The sequence below is a fragment of the Sorangium sp. So ce185 genome (assembly GCF_051526825.1).
Classification (GTDB): Bacteria; Myxococcota_A; Polyangia; order Polyangiales; family Polyangiaceae; genus Sorangium; species Sorangium cellulosum_D.
In genome coordinates this window covers 10,954,531-10,970,505 of record NZ_CP150316.1, presented here as the reverse complement: position 1 = coordinate 10,970,505, position 15,975 = coordinate 10,954,531, and the positions used below count along the sequence as shown (strand labels likewise).

Annotated in this window: 9 protein-coding genes; 4 read left to right on the top strand and 5 right to left on the bottom strand. The window is 73.5% G+C overall.

The features are described from left to right. Window positions 1-699: 699 nt before the first annotated feature. A complete protein-coding gene (locus tag WMF26_RS40420; protein WP_438002482.1) occupies window positions 700-3,639 on the top strand; it encodes an nSTAND1 domain-containing NTPase in 2,940 nt (979 codons plus the stop codon). Window positions 3,640-3,684: 45 nt separating this feature from the next. On the opposite strand, the gene WMF26_RS40415 is transcribed toward WMF26_RS40420, so the two are convergent. Further along, window positions 3,685-4,845 carry an SUMF1/EgtB/PvdO family nonheme iron enzyme gene (locus WMF26_RS40415; protein ID WP_437997083.1) on the bottom strand — a complete coding sequence of 387 codons (1,161 nt, stop codon included), beginning with the start codon at window positions 4,843-4,845 and terminating at the stop codon, window positions 3,685-3,687. Window positions 4,846-5,224: 379 nt separating this feature from the next. Here WMF26_RS40415 and WMF26_RS40410 point away from each other — a divergent pair, with 379 nt between their 5' ends. Continuing rightward, on the top strand, window positions 5,225-7,093 hold the full coding sequence (locus tag WMF26_RS40410) for a leucine-rich repeat domain-containing protein (RefSeq protein WP_437997082.1): 1,869 nt from the start codon (window positions 5,225-5,227) through the stop codon (window positions 7,091-7,093). Between the two features lie 55 nt (window positions 7,094-7,148). Here the strand turns inward: WMF26_RS40410 and WMF26_RS40405 are convergent, their stop codons facing one another. From WMF26_RS40405 to WMF26_RS40390, 4 genes are all read right to left on the bottom strand, one after another. Continuing rightward, window positions 7,149-7,790, bottom strand: a complete 642-nt coding sequence (locus tag WMF26_RS40405) for a LolA family protein (RefSeq protein WP_437315134.1) — start codon at window positions 7,788-7,790, stop codon at window positions 7,149-7,151. Window positions 7,791-7,824: 34 nt separating this feature from the next. After that, entirely contained in the window at window positions 7,825-10,440 is a 2,616-nt protein-coding gene (locus tag WMF26_RS40400) for a cytochrome c peroxidase (RefSeq protein ID WP_437997081.1), read from the bottom strand. A 410-nt stretch (window positions 10,441-10,850) separates the two neighbouring features. After that, complete coding sequence (locus WMF26_RS40395) at window positions 10,851-12,533, bottom strand: C45 family autoproteolytic acyltransferase/hydolase (RefSeq protein ID WP_437997080.1); 1,683 nt, start codon at window positions 12,531-12,533, stop codon at window positions 10,851-10,853. Window positions 12,534-12,557: 24 nt separating this feature from the next. Next, window positions 12,558-13,382, bottom strand: a complete 825-nt coding sequence (locus WMF26_RS40390) for a glycosyltransferase family 2 protein (RefSeq protein WP_437997079.1) — start codon at window positions 13,380-13,382, stop codon at window positions 12,558-12,560. Window positions 13,383-13,394: 12 nt separating this feature from the next. On the opposite strand from WMF26_RS40390, the gene WMF26_RS40385 reads away from it, so the two are divergent. Then, window positions 13,395-14,738 carry an MFS transporter gene (locus WMF26_RS40385; RefSeq protein WP_437951449.1) on the top strand — a complete coding sequence of 448 codons (1,344 nt, stop codon included), beginning with the start codon at window positions 13,395-13,397 and terminating at the stop codon, window positions 14,736-14,738. 12 nt (window positions 14,739-14,750) lie between these two features. Beyond that, complete coding sequence (locus tag WMF26_RS40380; RefSeq protein ID WP_438002481.1) at window positions 14,751-15,746, top strand: phosphotransferase enzyme family protein; 996 nt, start codon at window positions 14,751-14,753, stop codon at window positions 15,744-15,746. The last annotated feature ends 229 nt before the right edge of the window (window positions 15,747-15,975 follow it).

Genomic DNA, 15,975 nt, shown 5'->3' with positions numbered 1-15,975 from the left:
GTGAATAGCTCGTGCGCCCGCTGCTTTCGATCGTCGGAGATGCCCTGGTGCCATGGCCGCGGCGGCCGCGACGCACGGGGCGAAGACGTCTCCACCGCCGCCGGCGGCGGCAGCGGCGGCGACGGGGGATGCGGCGAGAGAGAAGGCGGATGCGGCGACAGCGACCCTGGCGGCGGGCCCGCCGACCCAGGGCCCGTCCCTGAGCCCGTCCCTGAGCCCGTCCCTGAGCTCGTCGTCCCTTGGGCCCGCGCAGGCGCGGCGCAGAAGGAGCACAAGGCCACGAGAGCGATCGATGATGAGAGCTTCGCTGCTGGGAGGGGGACGTGCATGGGTCGTTTTGCTTCGCGGGTCGCCCGGGGTGATCCATCGAGCCTTCACCCCGGCTCACCGGGCCGGCGAGCATGCCGCGCTCCCGAGGGTACGCCCTCGCATGTCCTCCTGTGAAGCGAGGTCGTATCAGATTTGAGGATGCACGCATGCATTGGGCGCCTATGCTATCGTGATCGCGCTCGCAGCTCTCGCCGTGGTAACCGCCGTTTCAGTGATGGCGTTGTTTTATGCGCAGGGGGGAAGATGTCCACCGAGCTGATCATTCTGGGGCCGACGGGTGGTCGATCGTCCGGCGCGGGCGAGCACCATCATGCGGGGAGCTTTCCGCTGCGCACCGGAGGGCGCGAGGACGCAGGCTACACAAGCACGATGTTCGTCGGCGCGGCGCCCGCTGCGCCCGCGCGGGCCGGCTTCGCGGCAGAGGCGGCCGTCGTGCCGGCGGGCGCTCGCGCGGCGAAGGCCGGCGGGACGGCGAGCGCGGGCGCTCCGCCGTCCTCGTCGCCTCGGCAAATCAACCCGCTGCTCTCGGCCGGCGCCCGCATCGGGCATTACGAGATCTTGCGCGAGCTCGGCCGGGGCGGCATGGGCGTGGTCTTCCTCGCGCGAGACATAAGGCTCGCGCGCCTCGTCGCGATCAAGCTCCTCACGAAGCTGAACAGCAACGGCGTGTTGCGCTTTCTGAACGAAGCGCAGGCGACCGCGCGCTGCAAGCACGAGCATATCGTGACGATCCACGAGGTGAACGAGCACGACGGATACCCGTACATGGTGCTCGAGTACATCGACGGGCAGAGCCTCGGCGCCTGGATGAGGCAGCGCAGGCCCGCGGACGCCGGGGAGGAGACGTCGACGGCGCCGGTGCCGCCCAGCCTCGCCGTGGAGCTGATGGTCCCGGTCGTGAGCGCGCTCTCGCGCGCGCACGCGTCCGGCATCGTCCATCGCGATCTCAAGCCCGAGAACATCATGCTCGAGGCGTCGGGGGCGATCAAGGTGGTCGATTTCGGGATCGCCAAGCTGCGCGAGGACGAGGCGCGCCTCGCGGCCGCGGTCGAGCGCTCTGTTACCAGCGCCGTCGCCCGCGATGCGCGCCTGACGGGCGAAGGAGCGGTCATCGGCACACTACCTTATATGTCTCCCGAGCAGTGGCGAGGAATGGATATCGACCAGTCGAGCGATATCTGGGCGGTGGGCATCATGCTCCACGAGCTCGTGCTCGGCGCGCACCCGCTCGCGCCGGTCAGCATGGCGAGCCTCCTCAGGGTCCCGGTCGCCGAAGATCCGATGCCCGAGGTCAGCGCGCGCCACCCGGAGCTCGGCCCGCTCGGCGCGATCATCGATCGCTGCCTGCGCAAGCGAAAGGCCGAGCGGTTCGCCTCCGCCGAGGAGCTCCTGGCCGCGCTGCTGCCCCTCCTGCCCGGGCGCCGGGAGGTCCACCTCGCCGCCGACGAGAGCCCGTTCGCGGGCCTGTCGGCGTTCCAGGAGGCCGACGCGGACCGCTTCTTCGGCCGCGCGCAGGTGCTCGCCGCCGTGGTCGCGCGCCTCCGGAGCCAGCCGCTGCTCGCGCTGGCGGGGGCGTCCGGCGTGGGGAAATCGTCGCTCGTGAGGGCGGGGGTGATCCCGGCGCTCAAGCGCTCCGGGGAGGGCTGGGAGGCGCTCGTCCTGCGGCCCGGGCGCGAGCCCATGGCCGCGCTGGCGCACCTCTTCAGCCACCCCGGGGTGACGCTGAGCGCCGCCTCGCGCGCGCTCGCCGCGCAGGGCGCCGCGGCGACGGGCGCGGGCTTCGGCGAGCGGCTGCGCGCCGAGCCTGGCCTCCTCGGCGCCGCGCTGCGCGCGTGGTCGGCCAGCACGCAGCGACGCCTGCTCCTGTTCATCGATCAGTTCGAGGAGCTCTTCACGCTCGGCGCCCCGGCCGGAGAGCGCGAGTCGTTCCTCGCGTGCCTCGAGGGGGTCGCCGACGACGCCTCCTCGCCGCTCCGGGTCGTCCTGTCGGTGCGATCGGACTTCCTCGAGCGGATGGCCGAGCACGAGCATTTCATGACGGCGATGATCCGCGGCCTCGTGTTCCTCCGGCCGATGGGGCGCGAGGGGCTGCGCGAGGCCCTGATGAAGCCGGTGGAGGCGGCGCGGCACGAGATCGAGGATCCGGCGATGGTCGAGGGCCTCCTCGACGCGCTGGAGAGCACGCGCGGCGCGCTGCCGCTCCTCCAGTTCACCGCGGCGAGGCTGTGGGAGATGCGCGATCGGGGGCGCCGGCTGCTCACGCGCGAAAGCTACGAGGCGCTCGGCGGCGTGGCGGGCGCGCTGGCGAGCCACGCCGACACGGTGCTCGCCGCGATGAGCGAGCGCCGGGCGAAGCTCGCGCGGGCGGTCCTGGAGCGCCTGGTGACGCCGGAGCGGACGCGGGCCGTCGCCAGCCTGGGGGAGCTGTGCGAGCTGCCGGGGGATCGAGGCGAGATCGAGCGGGTGGTGGGGCTGCTCGCCGACGCGCGGCTCCTGGCGCTCGAGACGGGGAGCGACCGCGCGGGCACCACGGTGGAGCTCGTGCACGAGTCGCTCATCGAGCGGTGGCCGACGCTCAAGCGCTGGCTCGATGAGAACCAGGAAGACGCGGTGTTCCTCGACCGCCTGCGCGCGGCGGCGAGGCTCTGGGAGTCGAGCGATCGCGCCGCGGACACGCTCTGGCGCGGCAAGGTCGCCGACGACGCGCGCCAGTTTCATAAGCGCTACCGGGGGGAGCTGCCCGAGCGGGAGCGGCTCTATCTGGAGGAGGTGCTCCGGTTCGCCGATCAGCAGCAACGCGGGAGGCGCCGCCTCGTGTCCGGGATCATGGCGGCGCTGTCGCTCCTGATCGTCGCGGCGGGGGCCGGGATCGTGAAGGTGACCGGTCAGAACCGGGTCATCACGGCGCAGTTCCACGAGATCCAGCGCACCGAGCACACGCTGAAGGGCGCGCTCGCGAGCGCGGAGGCCGCCCGGGGCGCGGCGGAGCGGGCGCGGCAGGAGAGCGAGGCCGCGCGGCAGGAGAGCGACGCGCAGCGGAGGCGGGCCGAGCAGCTGCAGCAGGACGCCGAGGAGGCCCGGGATCGCGCGGAGGCCGAGGCCGAGAGGGCCCGCGTGGCGGCCGGTCAGGCGCAGGCCGCGCGGGATGAGGCGCGGAGGTCCGAGGCGGAGGCGCGGCAGGCCGAGCTCAAGGCCACCCGGGAGGAACAAAAGGCCAGGACGGCGTCCGAGGAGGCGCTGCGGAGCCAGCGCGAGCAGGAGCTGCTCATCGAGCGGAGCGTGGGGAAGATCGGGGAGAGTTTGGACTAGGTCCGTGCCTCAGAGATCCCGCCGAGGATGGCTTGGCGGCCCCCTTTACCGCTTCTCGCCGCCCGCCGCCGGCGCGCCGCCGCCCGGCGTCGCGTCGACGGCATTGGGCCCGAGCAGCGTCCCGCACATCGTCTTGCACAGGATATCCGTCGCTTTGCACTCGCACTTGCCCTGCTGCTTGAGCTCGAGCTTGCCGCGCATCTGCTCGACCGTGAACTGCGCGAGCCGCTCGACCCGGTCCATGTTCCACCCCTCCTGGATCTGGCGCGGCGTCCGCGGGTCGGTGGTCTTGCCGTCGGGCTCGGCGCAGCAGCGGAAGCTCAGGAAGTAATAATAGAACCCCTCGTCGTGCGTGTAGATCTTCGGCCGGCACTGGTTGCGCACGCCCTTGTACCAGGGGCCGCCGGTGTGGACGCTGTCGAACTTGCCGCGCCAGCCGCCGGTCGTCTCGCTCGCCACGACCTCATCGGTGTTCGCGGGCAGATCGGCGACGCCATAATCGCTGATGCATTGCGCCTGCGACCCGCTCCGCACCCCTTTCCACAGGCGCGCCAGCTCGCCCGGGTCGCGCTTCGCCACCTTCTTCATGTCGGGGTCGTCCCAGAGGTGGTCGCCGTTGCACTTGGTCGCGTCGCGCGAGTACCCGTAAGGGAACGGCTTCATTTCCGGGCCCTCGCAGGCGAGCGTCCACTCCGACTCGGTGCAGAGGCGCTTGCCGACCGCGGCACACTTGACCTGCGCCTGGTGGAACCGGTTCATCACCTCGGGCCGCTCCCCCTTCTTGTTCGGCCACTCGTACGTGTCGATGCAATAGCGCTTCTTCGTCTTGTCGCCGACGCAGCGGCCGGGGGTGGGGGCGAACTCCTCGCAAATCGTCTTCTTGTTCGACTTGTCGTACCAGCTGCGGAGGCAGCTGTGCTCGACCTCGGAGCAATACTCGCCCTCGACGAGCTTCATGTCGGCCGGGCACGCCTGCTCCTCCGCGGCGGCGGTCTCCCCGCCGGCCGTCCCGGGCTCGGCGGAAGGCGCGCCGGGCTCGGAGGTCGGCGGCGTCGCGGCCGCGGGCCCGGCCGGGGACGGAGCGGCCGCGGGCGGGCGATCGTCGTGCGCGCGCGGGGCGGCGGGCGTCAGGGCGGGCTCAGGGGGAGCGCCGGAGCAGGCGGCGGCGAGCGTCAGGGCGGGGAGGGAGAGCAGGAGGCGTCGCATGGCCGGCGTCATAGTCGAGATCGCGGCGGGGGGAACCAGCCATCGCGCCCTCGGATCCAGGCCACGCGCGCCCGGGCCGCCTCGGAGAGGCGGCCCGGCAGGACCAGCGTCATCTCCCCGCCACGCTCCGCCGCTGCCGCGAGCAGGCCGATGCGCCGCTCCTGTCCAGCGTGCGCGGCGACTCACCGAGACAGGGCATCGGCGTGCATCGCCCGGGGCACGCCGGAGGCGCGCGGTGTCCTGCGGGCGAGTTTGAGATCTCCGTGTCGCGACCGCGCACGCCGGCGTCGACCTCGCCGGCGATGAGTCGGAATCGGGGTGTCCTATTGACGCGGAATCCGAGCGAGCCCAGCCTCGCGGCATGCGGAGTCCGTGGTGGATGGGCGTGCTTGCCTCGGTCGCGCTCGCGCCGGCTTGTGGGGCCCGGAGCGAGGTTTACTTCGACCTGCCTGCGGGCGTAGGCGAGGTCGGATCGACCACCGCGGGAGCTGGCGGCGGTCCCAGCCCTGCTTCGAGCTCGGCCGGGGTCGGCGGCGGCGGCGCCGGCGCCGCCGACCCCGCCGGCACGTCGGGCGCCGGGGGCTCAGGCGGTCAAGGCTCGGGCGGTATGGCGGGCGCGGGGGGCGCCGAGCAGGAGTGCGATCCGAGCTATGTGCACACCGGCTTCTGGGGCTCCACCCGCCAGGAGGCCCTCGAGGACCTGCGCGGCGTCACCGTGGTCGACGGCTCGCTCGCCCTCGGCGGCGACATCTCCGACCTGTCCCCGCTTGCGTGCCTGACGACCGTCACGGGCGAGCTCCTGATCAACGACACCACGCGCTTGACCAACCTGGACGGCCTCGGCTCCCTCGCCTCCATCGGCTCGACGCTGACGGTGGTCTATAACGCTTCGCTGCGCAGCCTCAGCGGGCTTCGGAGCCTGGAGAAGGTCGGGGGAACCATCGAGATCCGTGAAAATCCGCTCCTCGAGAGCGTCGCCGGCGTCGGGGTGGACGCGTTCCAGTGGGAGGTGCTGGACAACGATTCGCTCGAGTCCTTGTCGGGCTTCGAGGGCATCGAGGAGGGGGAGCTCTGGATCAGGGGCAACGACCGGCTCGCGACGCTGGACGGTCTGCGCAACCTGCGCCGGGGGTCGCTCATCCTGGCGGACAACGACGCGCTGACCAGCCTCGAGGGCCTCGGCGCCGTCGAGGCGCTCGTGAATCTCCACATCTCCGAGAACGACGGGCTCGTCGGCTTGCAGGGCCTCGAGCAGCTCACGACCGTGGATAACCTCACGCTGGCCGAAAACCGACATCTGAGATCGCTGGACGGCCTCGAGAGCCTCGTCTTCGCGAGCCAGATCTCCGTCTCGTCGAACGAGCGGCTCGTGGACCTGACCGGGCTCGCAGCGCTCGAAGCCGCCCACGACCTCTACGTCGGCCAAAATTCAGGGATGGTGAGCCTGGACGGCCTGCGTTCGCTGCGCAGTGTCTCGAGCGTCGTCGCCGTATCGAATCCCGAGCTGGTGAGCGCCAGCGCGCTCGCCCACGTCCGCTCGAACCCGGACGGCGCGCCGTCGCTCTACCTCCACGACAACCCGAAGCTCACCAGCATCGACCTCGGCGAGGTGACGAGCCTGGGGGAGCTGTCCGTCGAGGGGTGCGGCTCCCTGACGGACCTGTCCGGGTTCGCCGACATCGCTGAGATGACCGCGCTCACCGTGCGCCAGAACTCCGGGCTCGTGAGCCTCGCGGGGGTCGAGCGGATCTCGGAGCTCTCTCACCTGGAGATCACCGGCAATCCTCTGCTCGCGAGCCTGCAGCCCCTGAGCGGCCTCCGCGAGGTGCGAGGCGCGATCTATATCGCCCATAACCCCGCGCTCACCAGCCTCGACGGGCTCGGCTCCTTCCGCGCGGGCGGCGGCTTTACCGAGACGGTATTGCTCGCGGGCAACCAGGCGCTCGTCGACATCGACGCTCTGCGCGGCCTGGTCCGCGTGGGCTATTTCAGCATCGAGGACAACGACGCTTTGCCCCGGCTGACCGGGCTCGAGGATGTGACCGAGATCGACAGCCTCAGGATCGAGGGGAACGCGTCGCTCGCGACGCTCCGCGGCCTGGGCGCTCGAACGATCACCTCGCTGCTGGACATCAAGTACAACCCGAGCTTGCCGAGCTGCGAGGTCGATGCGCTCGTGGAGCGCCTCGACCGGACGCCTCCCAGCGTCGTCGAGGAGAACAACGGCACCGGCGCCTGCCCGCCCTGAGCCGGCGGCGCCGCGGCAGCGCTGGATCGGCGCGCCCCCCCGGCCGCGCGCCCGCTCAGCCCTGCTTCGGCGCCCTCATCCGGGCCGGGTCCACGACCGCGTCCCGCGCCACCTTGCCGAACGTGATGACGCTCCGGTCGCCGTTCTTCTCCTCGATGACCACCCGCCGCACCGACCACAGCTCCGGCCCCGACGTCATCTCGAGGCTGCGCACGTGCTTCGCGACCTCCTCGGCCCGCGGCCGCGCCGCCAGCGTGATCCCGTCGGCGCGGCTCGGGATCGAGAGGTCGTAGCGCGCCCTGAGCTTCGCGAGGTCGCCGCCGAGGAGCACCAGGAGGTCCGAGAGCACCGCGCCGAAGCGCCCCGCCGCCCCCCGCCCCGCGCCCGCCGCGCCCTTCGGCGTCGCGAAGCCGAACCCCTCGGGCGTGATCCAGTAGGTGATCGCGTCCGGCGGCTTGAGCTCCCAGCGGAGCCGGTCCGGCAGGACCAGCGTCATCTCCCCGTCGCTCTTCACCGCCGTCGCGAGCAGCCCGATGCTCCGCTCCTGCGTGAACGGCGCGACCAGCGTCTTCACCGACGCGCGCGCCCTCGTGATCTCGGCGAGCGCGTCGCCCACCTCGTCCGCGCGCGCGCGGCCGGCGAGCGAGAGCGCGCCGCCGCACGCCGCGAGGCCCATCAAAAACGATCGTCGCTGCATCCTCGTCCTCTACCTTCAGACGGGCGCGCGGCGCTCAGTCTGCAACGGCCTTCGGCGTGTTGGGCCCGCTCTCCGGCAGCGCCGGCTTGGCGATGTACTCCTTCGGGAGCTCGCCCGTCAGCGACTTCAGCCAGACCACGATCTGGTGGACCTGGCTCTCCACCAGATCCTTGCCGAGCTGGTGCTTCCCCATGAGCCGCACCGCCTCCTCCAGCGACGAGATCGACCCGTCGTGGAAGTACGGCGCCGTCGCGGCCACGTTGCGCAAGGTCGGCACCCGGAAGACCATGAAATCCGCCTGCTTCTTCGTGATCTCGAAGACGCCGCGGTCCATCGTGTCGGGCCACGACCGCACAAGGCCGAGCTTCTGGAACATCGTCGCCCCGACGTGCGGGCCGAAGTGGCACGTCACGCAGCCGACCTCGACGAAGGTGTTGAACCCCTCCTTCTCGGCGTTGGTCAGCGCGTCGCGCTCCCCCTCCAGGAACTGATCCCACCGCCCGCGCGTGAACAGCTTGCGCTCGAACGCGCCGATCGCCTTCGCCGTGTTGCCGACCGTCACGGGCCACGGGTCGTTCGGGAACGCCCTGCCGAACGCCTTCACGTAGTCGGGGATCGAGCGCAGCGTCGCCTCGAGCCGCACCGGCGTCATCGCCATCTCGCTCGGGTTCATCATCGGCCCGTTGGCCTGATCCTCGACGCTGTCGAAGCGCCCGTCCCACATGAGCGAGAAGAACCCCGCCGAGTTGTAGACGCTCGGCGTGTTGCGGCGGCCGCTCTGGTGGGCGTGCCCGATCGAGACCTTCGCGCCGTCGGCGCCGTAGCGGTCGAGCGGGTGGCACGAGTTGCACGAGAGGTCGTGGTTCTTCGAGAGCCGCGCGTCGTAGAAGAGCATCCGGCCGAGGTGGATCTTCTCGTCCGTGAGCGGGTTGTTCGAGGACGTGACGACCGCCGGCAGCGGGTTGAAGCTCGCGAGCCGCTCCGGATCGATCTGCACGGACGGCTCGGCGGGGGCCGCGGCGGTCGCCCCCGGCGCGGCCGCGGTCCCGGCCGGGGCCATGGGCGCGGCCGGCGCGGCGCCGGTCGCCGTGGAGGGCGCGGCCGCCGTCGTCTTCTGCACGAGCCAGGCGCCGACGCCGGCGCCCGTCGCGGCGACCAGCGCCGCCGCCGCCACGAGCGGGGCCGCCCTGCTGCGGGGGCGCGCGGCCGCGGGCGGCGGCTCGCCCGCCACGATGATCGTCTTCTGGAACGGCACGGAGGTGCCCGCGACCGTCCTCGACGAGGGCGGCCCGTCCGGCAGCCCGCGGATGACGGGGTTGCTGTGGCTCGGGTGCTGGCCGCTCTGCCCGAGGTGCTGGCCGCTCTGGCTCAGGTGGTGGCCGCTCTGGCTCAGGTGGCCCTGGCCGCTCTGCGAGAACGCCGTGACGTGCTCGGGCCAGCTGCGGGGCGTGGCCACGGGCGTGGGCGGGCGGCGACCCGTGTGATCGCCGTGGTCCTGCCAGCTGCGGGGCGTGGCCACGGGGGTCGGCGGGCGCCGCGTCGGGTGATCGCCGTTGTCCGGCCAGCCGCGGGACGTGCCCCCGGGCGTGGGCGTGCGGGACGTGTGGACGGGCGTGGGCGGGCGCCGCGTCGGCGCCTCGGGGTGCGCCGAGCGCGAGGGCGGCGGCATGTCGGCCTGCAGCGACTCGGGCAGCGGCTGCAGCATCTCCTCGCGGATCGAGAAGCCGTGCGGCAGGAGGATCCGGCACTCCTCGAGCATCTCCTCCGCGCTCTGGAAGCGCAGGTTCCTGTCGATCTGGAGCGCGCGGTGGACGATCTCGCCGACCTCGTAGGTGACCCAGGGCGCCAGGCTCTGGATGGGCGGCGCCGGCGTCGAACAGATCGCGACGATGAGCTCGCCGAGCCCGCGCGAGTTCCGGTAGGGGGTGCGGCCGGCGAGCATCTTGAAGAGGACGATGCCGAGCGACCAGAGGTCGGTCCGGCCGTCGACGTCCTTCATGTTGCGCGCCTGCTCGGGCGACATGTAGATGGGCGAGCCGATCAGGTTGCTCGTGGCGGTGAGCTCCTGGTGGGACTCGAAGCTGTCGTCCGCCTGGATCTTGGCGACGCCGAAGTCGAGGAGCTTGACCGCGTACTCCCCCCTGTCGCGCCGGGCCAGGAACAGGTTGGCGGGCTTGATGTCGCGGTGGAGGACGCGCGCGTCGTGCGCCTTGATGAGGCCCATGCACGCCTGGGCCACGATGCAGAGCGCGAGCTCGGGCGGCAGGGGGCCGAGCCGCCGGAGCATCTGGTCGACGTCCTCGCCGGAGAGGAGCTCCATCACGAGGAAGGGCAGGCCGGTGGCCCGGTCCCTGCCGCTATCGAGCACGCTCGCGATGTGCTCGCTCTCGATCGCGCCGGCGGCCCTGGCCTCGCGCTCGAAGCGGGCCATCACCGCGTCGTCCTGCGCGAGCTTGCTGGTGATCACCTTGACGGCGACGCGGCGGCCGGTGCCGAGGTGCCGTGCCTCGTAGACTGCCCCCATCCCGCCCTCGCCGAGCAGCCCGAGGATGAGGTACCGTTGATCGAGGGTGGTGTTGATCAGGTTGATGTCGGTCATGATCCGGTCGACCCGGTCGCCGCTCCGCTGCCGCGACCTTGCGCCCCGCATCGCATTGTCGGACGGAAGCTCCCGCTAGGCAATCTCGCGGTACGGGAGCGCCGGACGAGAGGTGTCCTAGCCCCGGTGTACGGGCGTGGGAGAGGGGCCCTGCGAAACTGCGGCGAAACAGTTGCGCGCCGGGCCCGGCCGTGTCTCCGGCGCGCCGCGGAGCGGCCGAAAGCGGCGCATCGCCGGCGTTCGCCGCAGGACGGCGCGACCCGGACGCAGCGCTGTCCAGCTCGCCATGGGATGGACACGACCCGGACGCAGCGCTGTTGCGCGGGCGCCGGGGACGGCCTGGGGCTGTCGCGATCGGGCAAGAGAGATTGCTTCGTTAAGTTGGTTATTTTTGGGTTAAGATCGTTGGTTATTTAAGGAGCGTCGCGCCGTCGCGCCCGAGGAGCGACGCGGTCGTGCTTTCAGGGATCGCCCGGGTCGCGCTTGGGGTCCGCGGCGGAGGGGCCCGGGGCGTCGCTGCCGAGCTCGCCGCCCGCGTGGGGCGAGCCGGCGCGCTCCCAGGCGGCGTAGTCGCCGCTCGTGAGCAGCGGATCCTCGGGCAGGGCGTCCGGCTCGGCGGTGTCGAGGGCGGGGTCGAACGCCGGGTCGAGCAGCCGCGACAGATCGAAGCGCAGGAAGCGGCCGGCGAGGTGGGGGCCCTCGCTGACCCAGAGGACGCGCGCCGTCGCGTCCATGACGACCGCGTGCGTGGCGATGAGGGCGTCGATCGCGCGCCGGTCGCCGAGCGGCAGCGGCGCGCCGCCGGGGCCGCGCCGGTCGCGCAGGACATCGACGGCCGCCTCGACGGTCGCGCCCTCGGGCAGCGCCGCGAGCCGCTCGTCGAGGCGGCGGCGGCGCGCGTGGGTCGAGGTCTCGGCCTGGACGCGGAGGTTGCGCGGGTCGCCGGCGAGCGGCCCCTCGAAGTGGTTGGTGAGGGCGACCTTGCCGCGGCCGCGGCGCGCGTGGAGCTTCGCGCCGGGCGCGCGCTCGGCGATCGCCACCTCGCCGGCCGCGTCGACGAGCATCACGAGGTGGGAGACCATGGGGGCGCGCGCCTCGAGGAGCGCGAGCGCCTCGTCGACGCCGCGGGCGCGGCCGAGCACCTCGCGCATCGTGTGCACGACCGGCTCGCCGGCCGCGCGCGGCTCGCCGGCCCGCCCGCCGTGGACGACGAGCGCGAGGCCGGCGGCGTTCATCCCGGTCACCGCGCCGACGAGGCCGGGCCAGGCCACCGAGGCGTACGGGATCTTGCCCTGCTCGTGGACGAGGAACACCGCCTTGCCCAGGTCGAAGACGGGCCCGGCCTCGAAGTCGAAGTTGCGGGCGAGCACAGCGTGCCCGCCCGCCGACGCGGCCCCGGTGAGGGCGAAGCTCGTGCAGCCGATGAGCGGGGAGTGCTCGAACGAGAGCGCGATGTCGTAGAGCGACTGGAGGAAGACGAAGCGGTGGTACGTGGGGAGGACGCCGTCGAACGGGTCGGGCGAGAAGGCGCGGGCCTGGGCGGCGATCTCGCGCCGCGCGCCGTCGCTCATGCCCTCGTCGACGCCGCGGAACTCGAGGCGCGAGAGGTCCATGATGAGCCACCGGAGCGGGGCGACGGGCACGTAGCGGCGGAACTGCTCGTAGAGGGTGCCCTCGTTCTGGACCATCTCCGGGTAGAAGAGCCGGCCGTGCTGGTGGCCGATCTCCTCGGGCGTCCCGGCGAGGCGCGCCTCGAGGATGCGGCCGCGGCGGCGCGCGTAGGCGGGGCCGAGCACGCGCAAGCCCGCGGGCCCTGCGGCGGGCTCGCCGGAGGCGGCGCGGATCGGCGGCGGCTCGATGCGGGTCGCGGCGGCGATGCCGAGGTGGGCGAGGACCGGCGCGGCGAGGAGCGCGGCGGCGGCGATGAGCTTGCGCCGGTGGCGGGCGAGGCGCGAGGGCGGGCGGCGCGCGTCCGCGGCGGCGCCGGGGGCCGCGCTGGCGCCGGGGGCCGCGCTGGCGCCGGGGGCCGCGCTGGCGCCGGGGGCCGCGCTGGCGGCGGGGGCCGCGCTGGCGGCGGGGGCCGCGCCGCCCGTCGCTGCGCTGCCCGGCGCCGCGCCCGCGCTGGAGCCGGCTGGGTCCGTCACGCGTTCCAGTGCGCTGGCCCCGCGTCAGGGGGGCGCGGCCGTCGGCTGCGACGGGCGGGGGTCGATCTCGGCGGCGAGGGCGCTCGCCACGGCGGAGCGGCGCGGGGCCGCGGACGGCGCCGGCGCGGCAGGCACGTGGCGGAGGCCGCGCGTGAGCGCGAGCGTCGCCACCACGCGGCCCACGATCCGCGCCGGATCGCGCACGCTGTCGAAGTGGGTGAGCCGCTCGTCCTCGGGCGGGTAGATGACCCGGATCGGCACCTCGACGATGCGGACGCCGGCGGCGACGGCGCGCAGGAGGATCTCCGCCTCGAAGGCGTAGCCGTCGTCGCGCGCGCCGAGCGACAGCGTCGTCCGGAGCGGGTAGCGGCGCAGGCCGCACTGCGTGTCGGCGAAGGGGCGGCCGGCGAAGAGCGAGAGGAAGAAGTTCGAGATGCGGTTCGAGATCTGGTTGGCGCGCGGCGCGCCGGCCGACGCGAGATCCCGGATGCCGAGGACCAGCGCCTCGGGATCGGCCTCGGCCTCGACGAGGCGCCGCGCCTCCTCGGGCGGGTGCTGGCCGTCGGCGTCGATCGTGATCGCCACGTCGAAGCCGGCGGCGAGGGCGAACTCCATCCCGGTGCGCAGGGCGGCGCCCTTGCCCTGGTTCTCGGGGTGGATGAGCACGGTGGCGCCGGCCGCGCGCGCGCGCTCGGCCGTGCGGTCGCTCGAGCCGTCGTCCACGACGACGACCGCGCCGTCCAGGCCGTTGACCCGGAGCGCCTCCCGTGTGACGTCCCCCACGTTGCGCTCGGCCTGGTAGGCGGGAATGATGGCGCAGATCCGCATGCAGCAGAGCGCGATTACCATGGTGTGCCCTGGATGAACAGCGGCAGGCACGATCTGTCCGTTGCGTCCGCGTCGTCCCGTCCGAGCCTGCTCCGCCGCCGACCCCAGTTCCGTCGCGTCTGGCTGAGCGAGATCGTCTCGCTCCTGGGCGACTGGATGAGCTTCGTCGCTGTGAGCCTGCTCGCGCTGGGCGGCGAGGGGGGCGGGGTCGTGGCGCTCGCGCTGGTGATGGTCGGGCATCACCTCCCGAACGCGCTGTTCGCGCCGGTGGCGGGCGTGCTCGCGGACCGGCTCGATCGGCGGTGGCTGCTGGTCGCGACGAGCGTGGCGCAGGGCGCGCTCACGGTCGCGATGCTCGGCGCCGCGGTGCTGGGCAGCGTGGCGGCGGTGCAGGTGCTCGTGTTCGTCCGCGCGTCGGTGGGGGCGCTGCGCCTGCCGGCGCAGAGCGCGGTCTTGCGCCACGTGGTCGCGGAGGACGAGCTCCTCGAGGCGAACGCGATCGCGTCGGCGACGTGGAGCGTGATGTTCGCGGTCGGGATGGCGGCCGGCGGTCTCATCGCGTCGCTCGGCCCCGCGGCGGCGCTCGCGCTCGACGCGGCGTCGTTCGGCCTGTCGGCGCTGTTCCTCTGGGGGCTGCCGCCGATGGTGGCCGAGGGGCGGCCGGAGGGCGGCGTGCTCTCGGCGCTCGCGTCGGTGCGCCGGGACATCGCGCTCGCGTGGAAGCACGCGTGGGATCGTCCGCCGCTGCTCGACGCGGTGCTCGCGAAGACGCCGGTCCACCTGGCGAACGGCGGGGCGCTGCTCTTGCTCAACCTCGTCGCGGCGGAGCGCGCGTTCGCGGGCACGGCCGCGCTCACGCTGGGGGTGCTCCAGTGCGTGCGCGGCGCCGGGACGGGGGTGGGCCCGCTGGTCGGCGTCGCGCTGGTGCGCCGCGGGCTGCGGGGCGAGCTCGCGGCGACCGGGGCCGCCTGGATGACGTTCGCGGCGATCGCGGCGTTCTCGGTGACGGGGCACGCGGCGGCGCTGATCGCGGTGGCGCTCGTGTGGGGGCTCGGCAGCGGCGCGAACTGGGTGCTGTCGAGCGCGGAGATCCAGCGGCTGTCGCCGGACCGGTTCGTCGGGCGGCTGTCGGCGATCGACAACCTGGTGCTCACGGTGGGGCTGTGCGCGACGTCGCTCGGCGGGGCGGTGCTCGTCGAGCGGGTCGGGGTGCCCGGGGTGGCGGCGTGGCTGGGGCTCGGGGCGGGGGTGCTCGCGTGGATCGGGTCGCAGTGGATGCTGCGCCGGCGGGCCGCGGCGGTGCGCGGGCGGGGCGCGGCGGAGGTCGCGGCGGAGCCGGAGGCGGTTTCCTTGCGGCCCGGGACGGAGCGCAGGTAGCTTGCCGTGTCGATGATCCCGGACGTGTGGGCGCCGCTGCGCGGTCTCTCGGTGGGCCGCTGCGACGATGAGGGCCTCATCAACGGAACGTGGTTGGCCGGCCTGGCCGGCGGCGGGCCGCCGCGGTTCGTGGTGCAGCGGGTGAGCCCGATCTTCGCCCCGGAGGTCCACGACGACATCGAGGCGGTGACCGCGCACCTGGCGCGCCGGGGCCTCGCGACGCCGCGGCTGCTGCGCGCGGAGGACGGCGCGCTCTGGGCGCGGGACGGCGCGGGCGCGGTGTGGCGGGTGATGGACTTCGTCCCCGGCCGCACGCACCACCGGGTCGGCTCGCCTGCGCTCGCGCGCGCGGCGGGGGCGCTGGTGGCGCGGTTCCACCGGGCGGCGGACGATCTCGAGCACGCGTACCGCCACGTGCGCGCGGGCGCGCACGACACGGCGCTGCACATGGAGCGGCTGGACGGCGCGGCGACCGGGGGGGAGGGGAGGCGGCTGGCCGACGCGATCCTCGACGCGTGGCGCACGTGGCAGGGGCGGCTGGATCTGCCGCTGCGGCACTGCCACGGCGACCTCAAGATCTCGAACCTGCGCTTCTCCGAGGCGGGGGAGGGGATCTGCCTGCTCGATCTGGACACGCTGGCGCTGCAGCCGATCGACGTGGAGCTCGGCGACGCGTGGCGGTCGTGGTGCAACCCGGTCGGGGAGGACGCGACCGACGCGCGGTTCGATCTGGAGGTGTTCGCCGCCGCGGCGGCGGGCTACCGCGAGGTGCGGCCGTTCGGCGCGGAGGAGCGGGAGGCGCTCGCGGACGCGGTGGAGCGGATCGCGCTGGAGCTCGCGGCGCGGTTCTGCCGGGACGCGTTCGAGGATCGGTACTTCGGCTGGGACCCGGCGCGGTTCCCGACGCGGGTCGCCCACAACCTGCAGCGTGCGGCGGGGCAGCTCGCGCTGGCGCGCTCGGCGCGGCGGCAGCGCGGGGAGATCGCGCGGCTGCTCGCGGGGGGGTGACACGGGTCCGTGCCCATCGGCCCGGACCTCGACCGCGCCCCCCGGCGATCGGCCAGATCACCCGGGGGGTGATCTTCCGGATCACCCGAGCGCGCGCGCTCGGCCCGGATCCCGCCCCGATCCGACCTCGGTTCTGGTCGCGATCGAATTTGTTGGCCTCCACGGACGGGCACGGCCGCTGCAAGTCGCGGCGATACGAGCGGACCACGCAGGTCGCCGTCGAAACCAG

Coding starts and splice junctions, on each gene's coding strand:
- WMF26_RS40420 (WP_438002482.1), top strand. CDS start 700: ATGTTCGTCGGCGCGGCGCCCGCTGCGCCCGCGCGGGCCGGCTTCGCG.
- WMF26_RS40415 (WP_437997083.1), bottom strand. CDS start 4,845: ATGCGACGCCTCCTGCTCTCCCTCCCCGCCCTGACGCTCGCCGCCGCC.
- WMF26_RS40410 (WP_437997082.1), top strand. CDS start 5,225: ATGGGCGTGCTTGCCTCGGTCGCGCTCGCGCCGGCTTGTGGGGCCCGG.
- WMF26_RS40405 (WP_437315134.1), bottom strand. CDS start 7,790: ATGCAGCGACGATCGTTTTTGATGGGCCTCGCGGCGTGCGGCGGCGCG.
- WMF26_RS40400 (WP_437997081.1), bottom strand. CDS start 10,440: ATGCGGGGCGCAAGGTCGCGGCAGCGGAGCGGCGACCGGGTCGACCGG.
- WMF26_RS40390 (WP_437997079.1), bottom strand. CDS start 13,382: ATGGTAATCGCGCTCTGCTGCATGCGGATCTGCGCCATCATTCCCGCC.
- WMF26_RS40385 (WP_437951449.1), top strand. CDS start 13,395: ATGAACAGCGGCAGGCACGATCTGTCCGTTGCGTCCGCGTCGTCCCGT.
- WMF26_RS40380 (WP_438002481.1), top strand. CDS start 14,751: ATGATCCCGGACGTGTGGGCGCCGCTGCGCGGTCTCTCGGTGGGCCGC.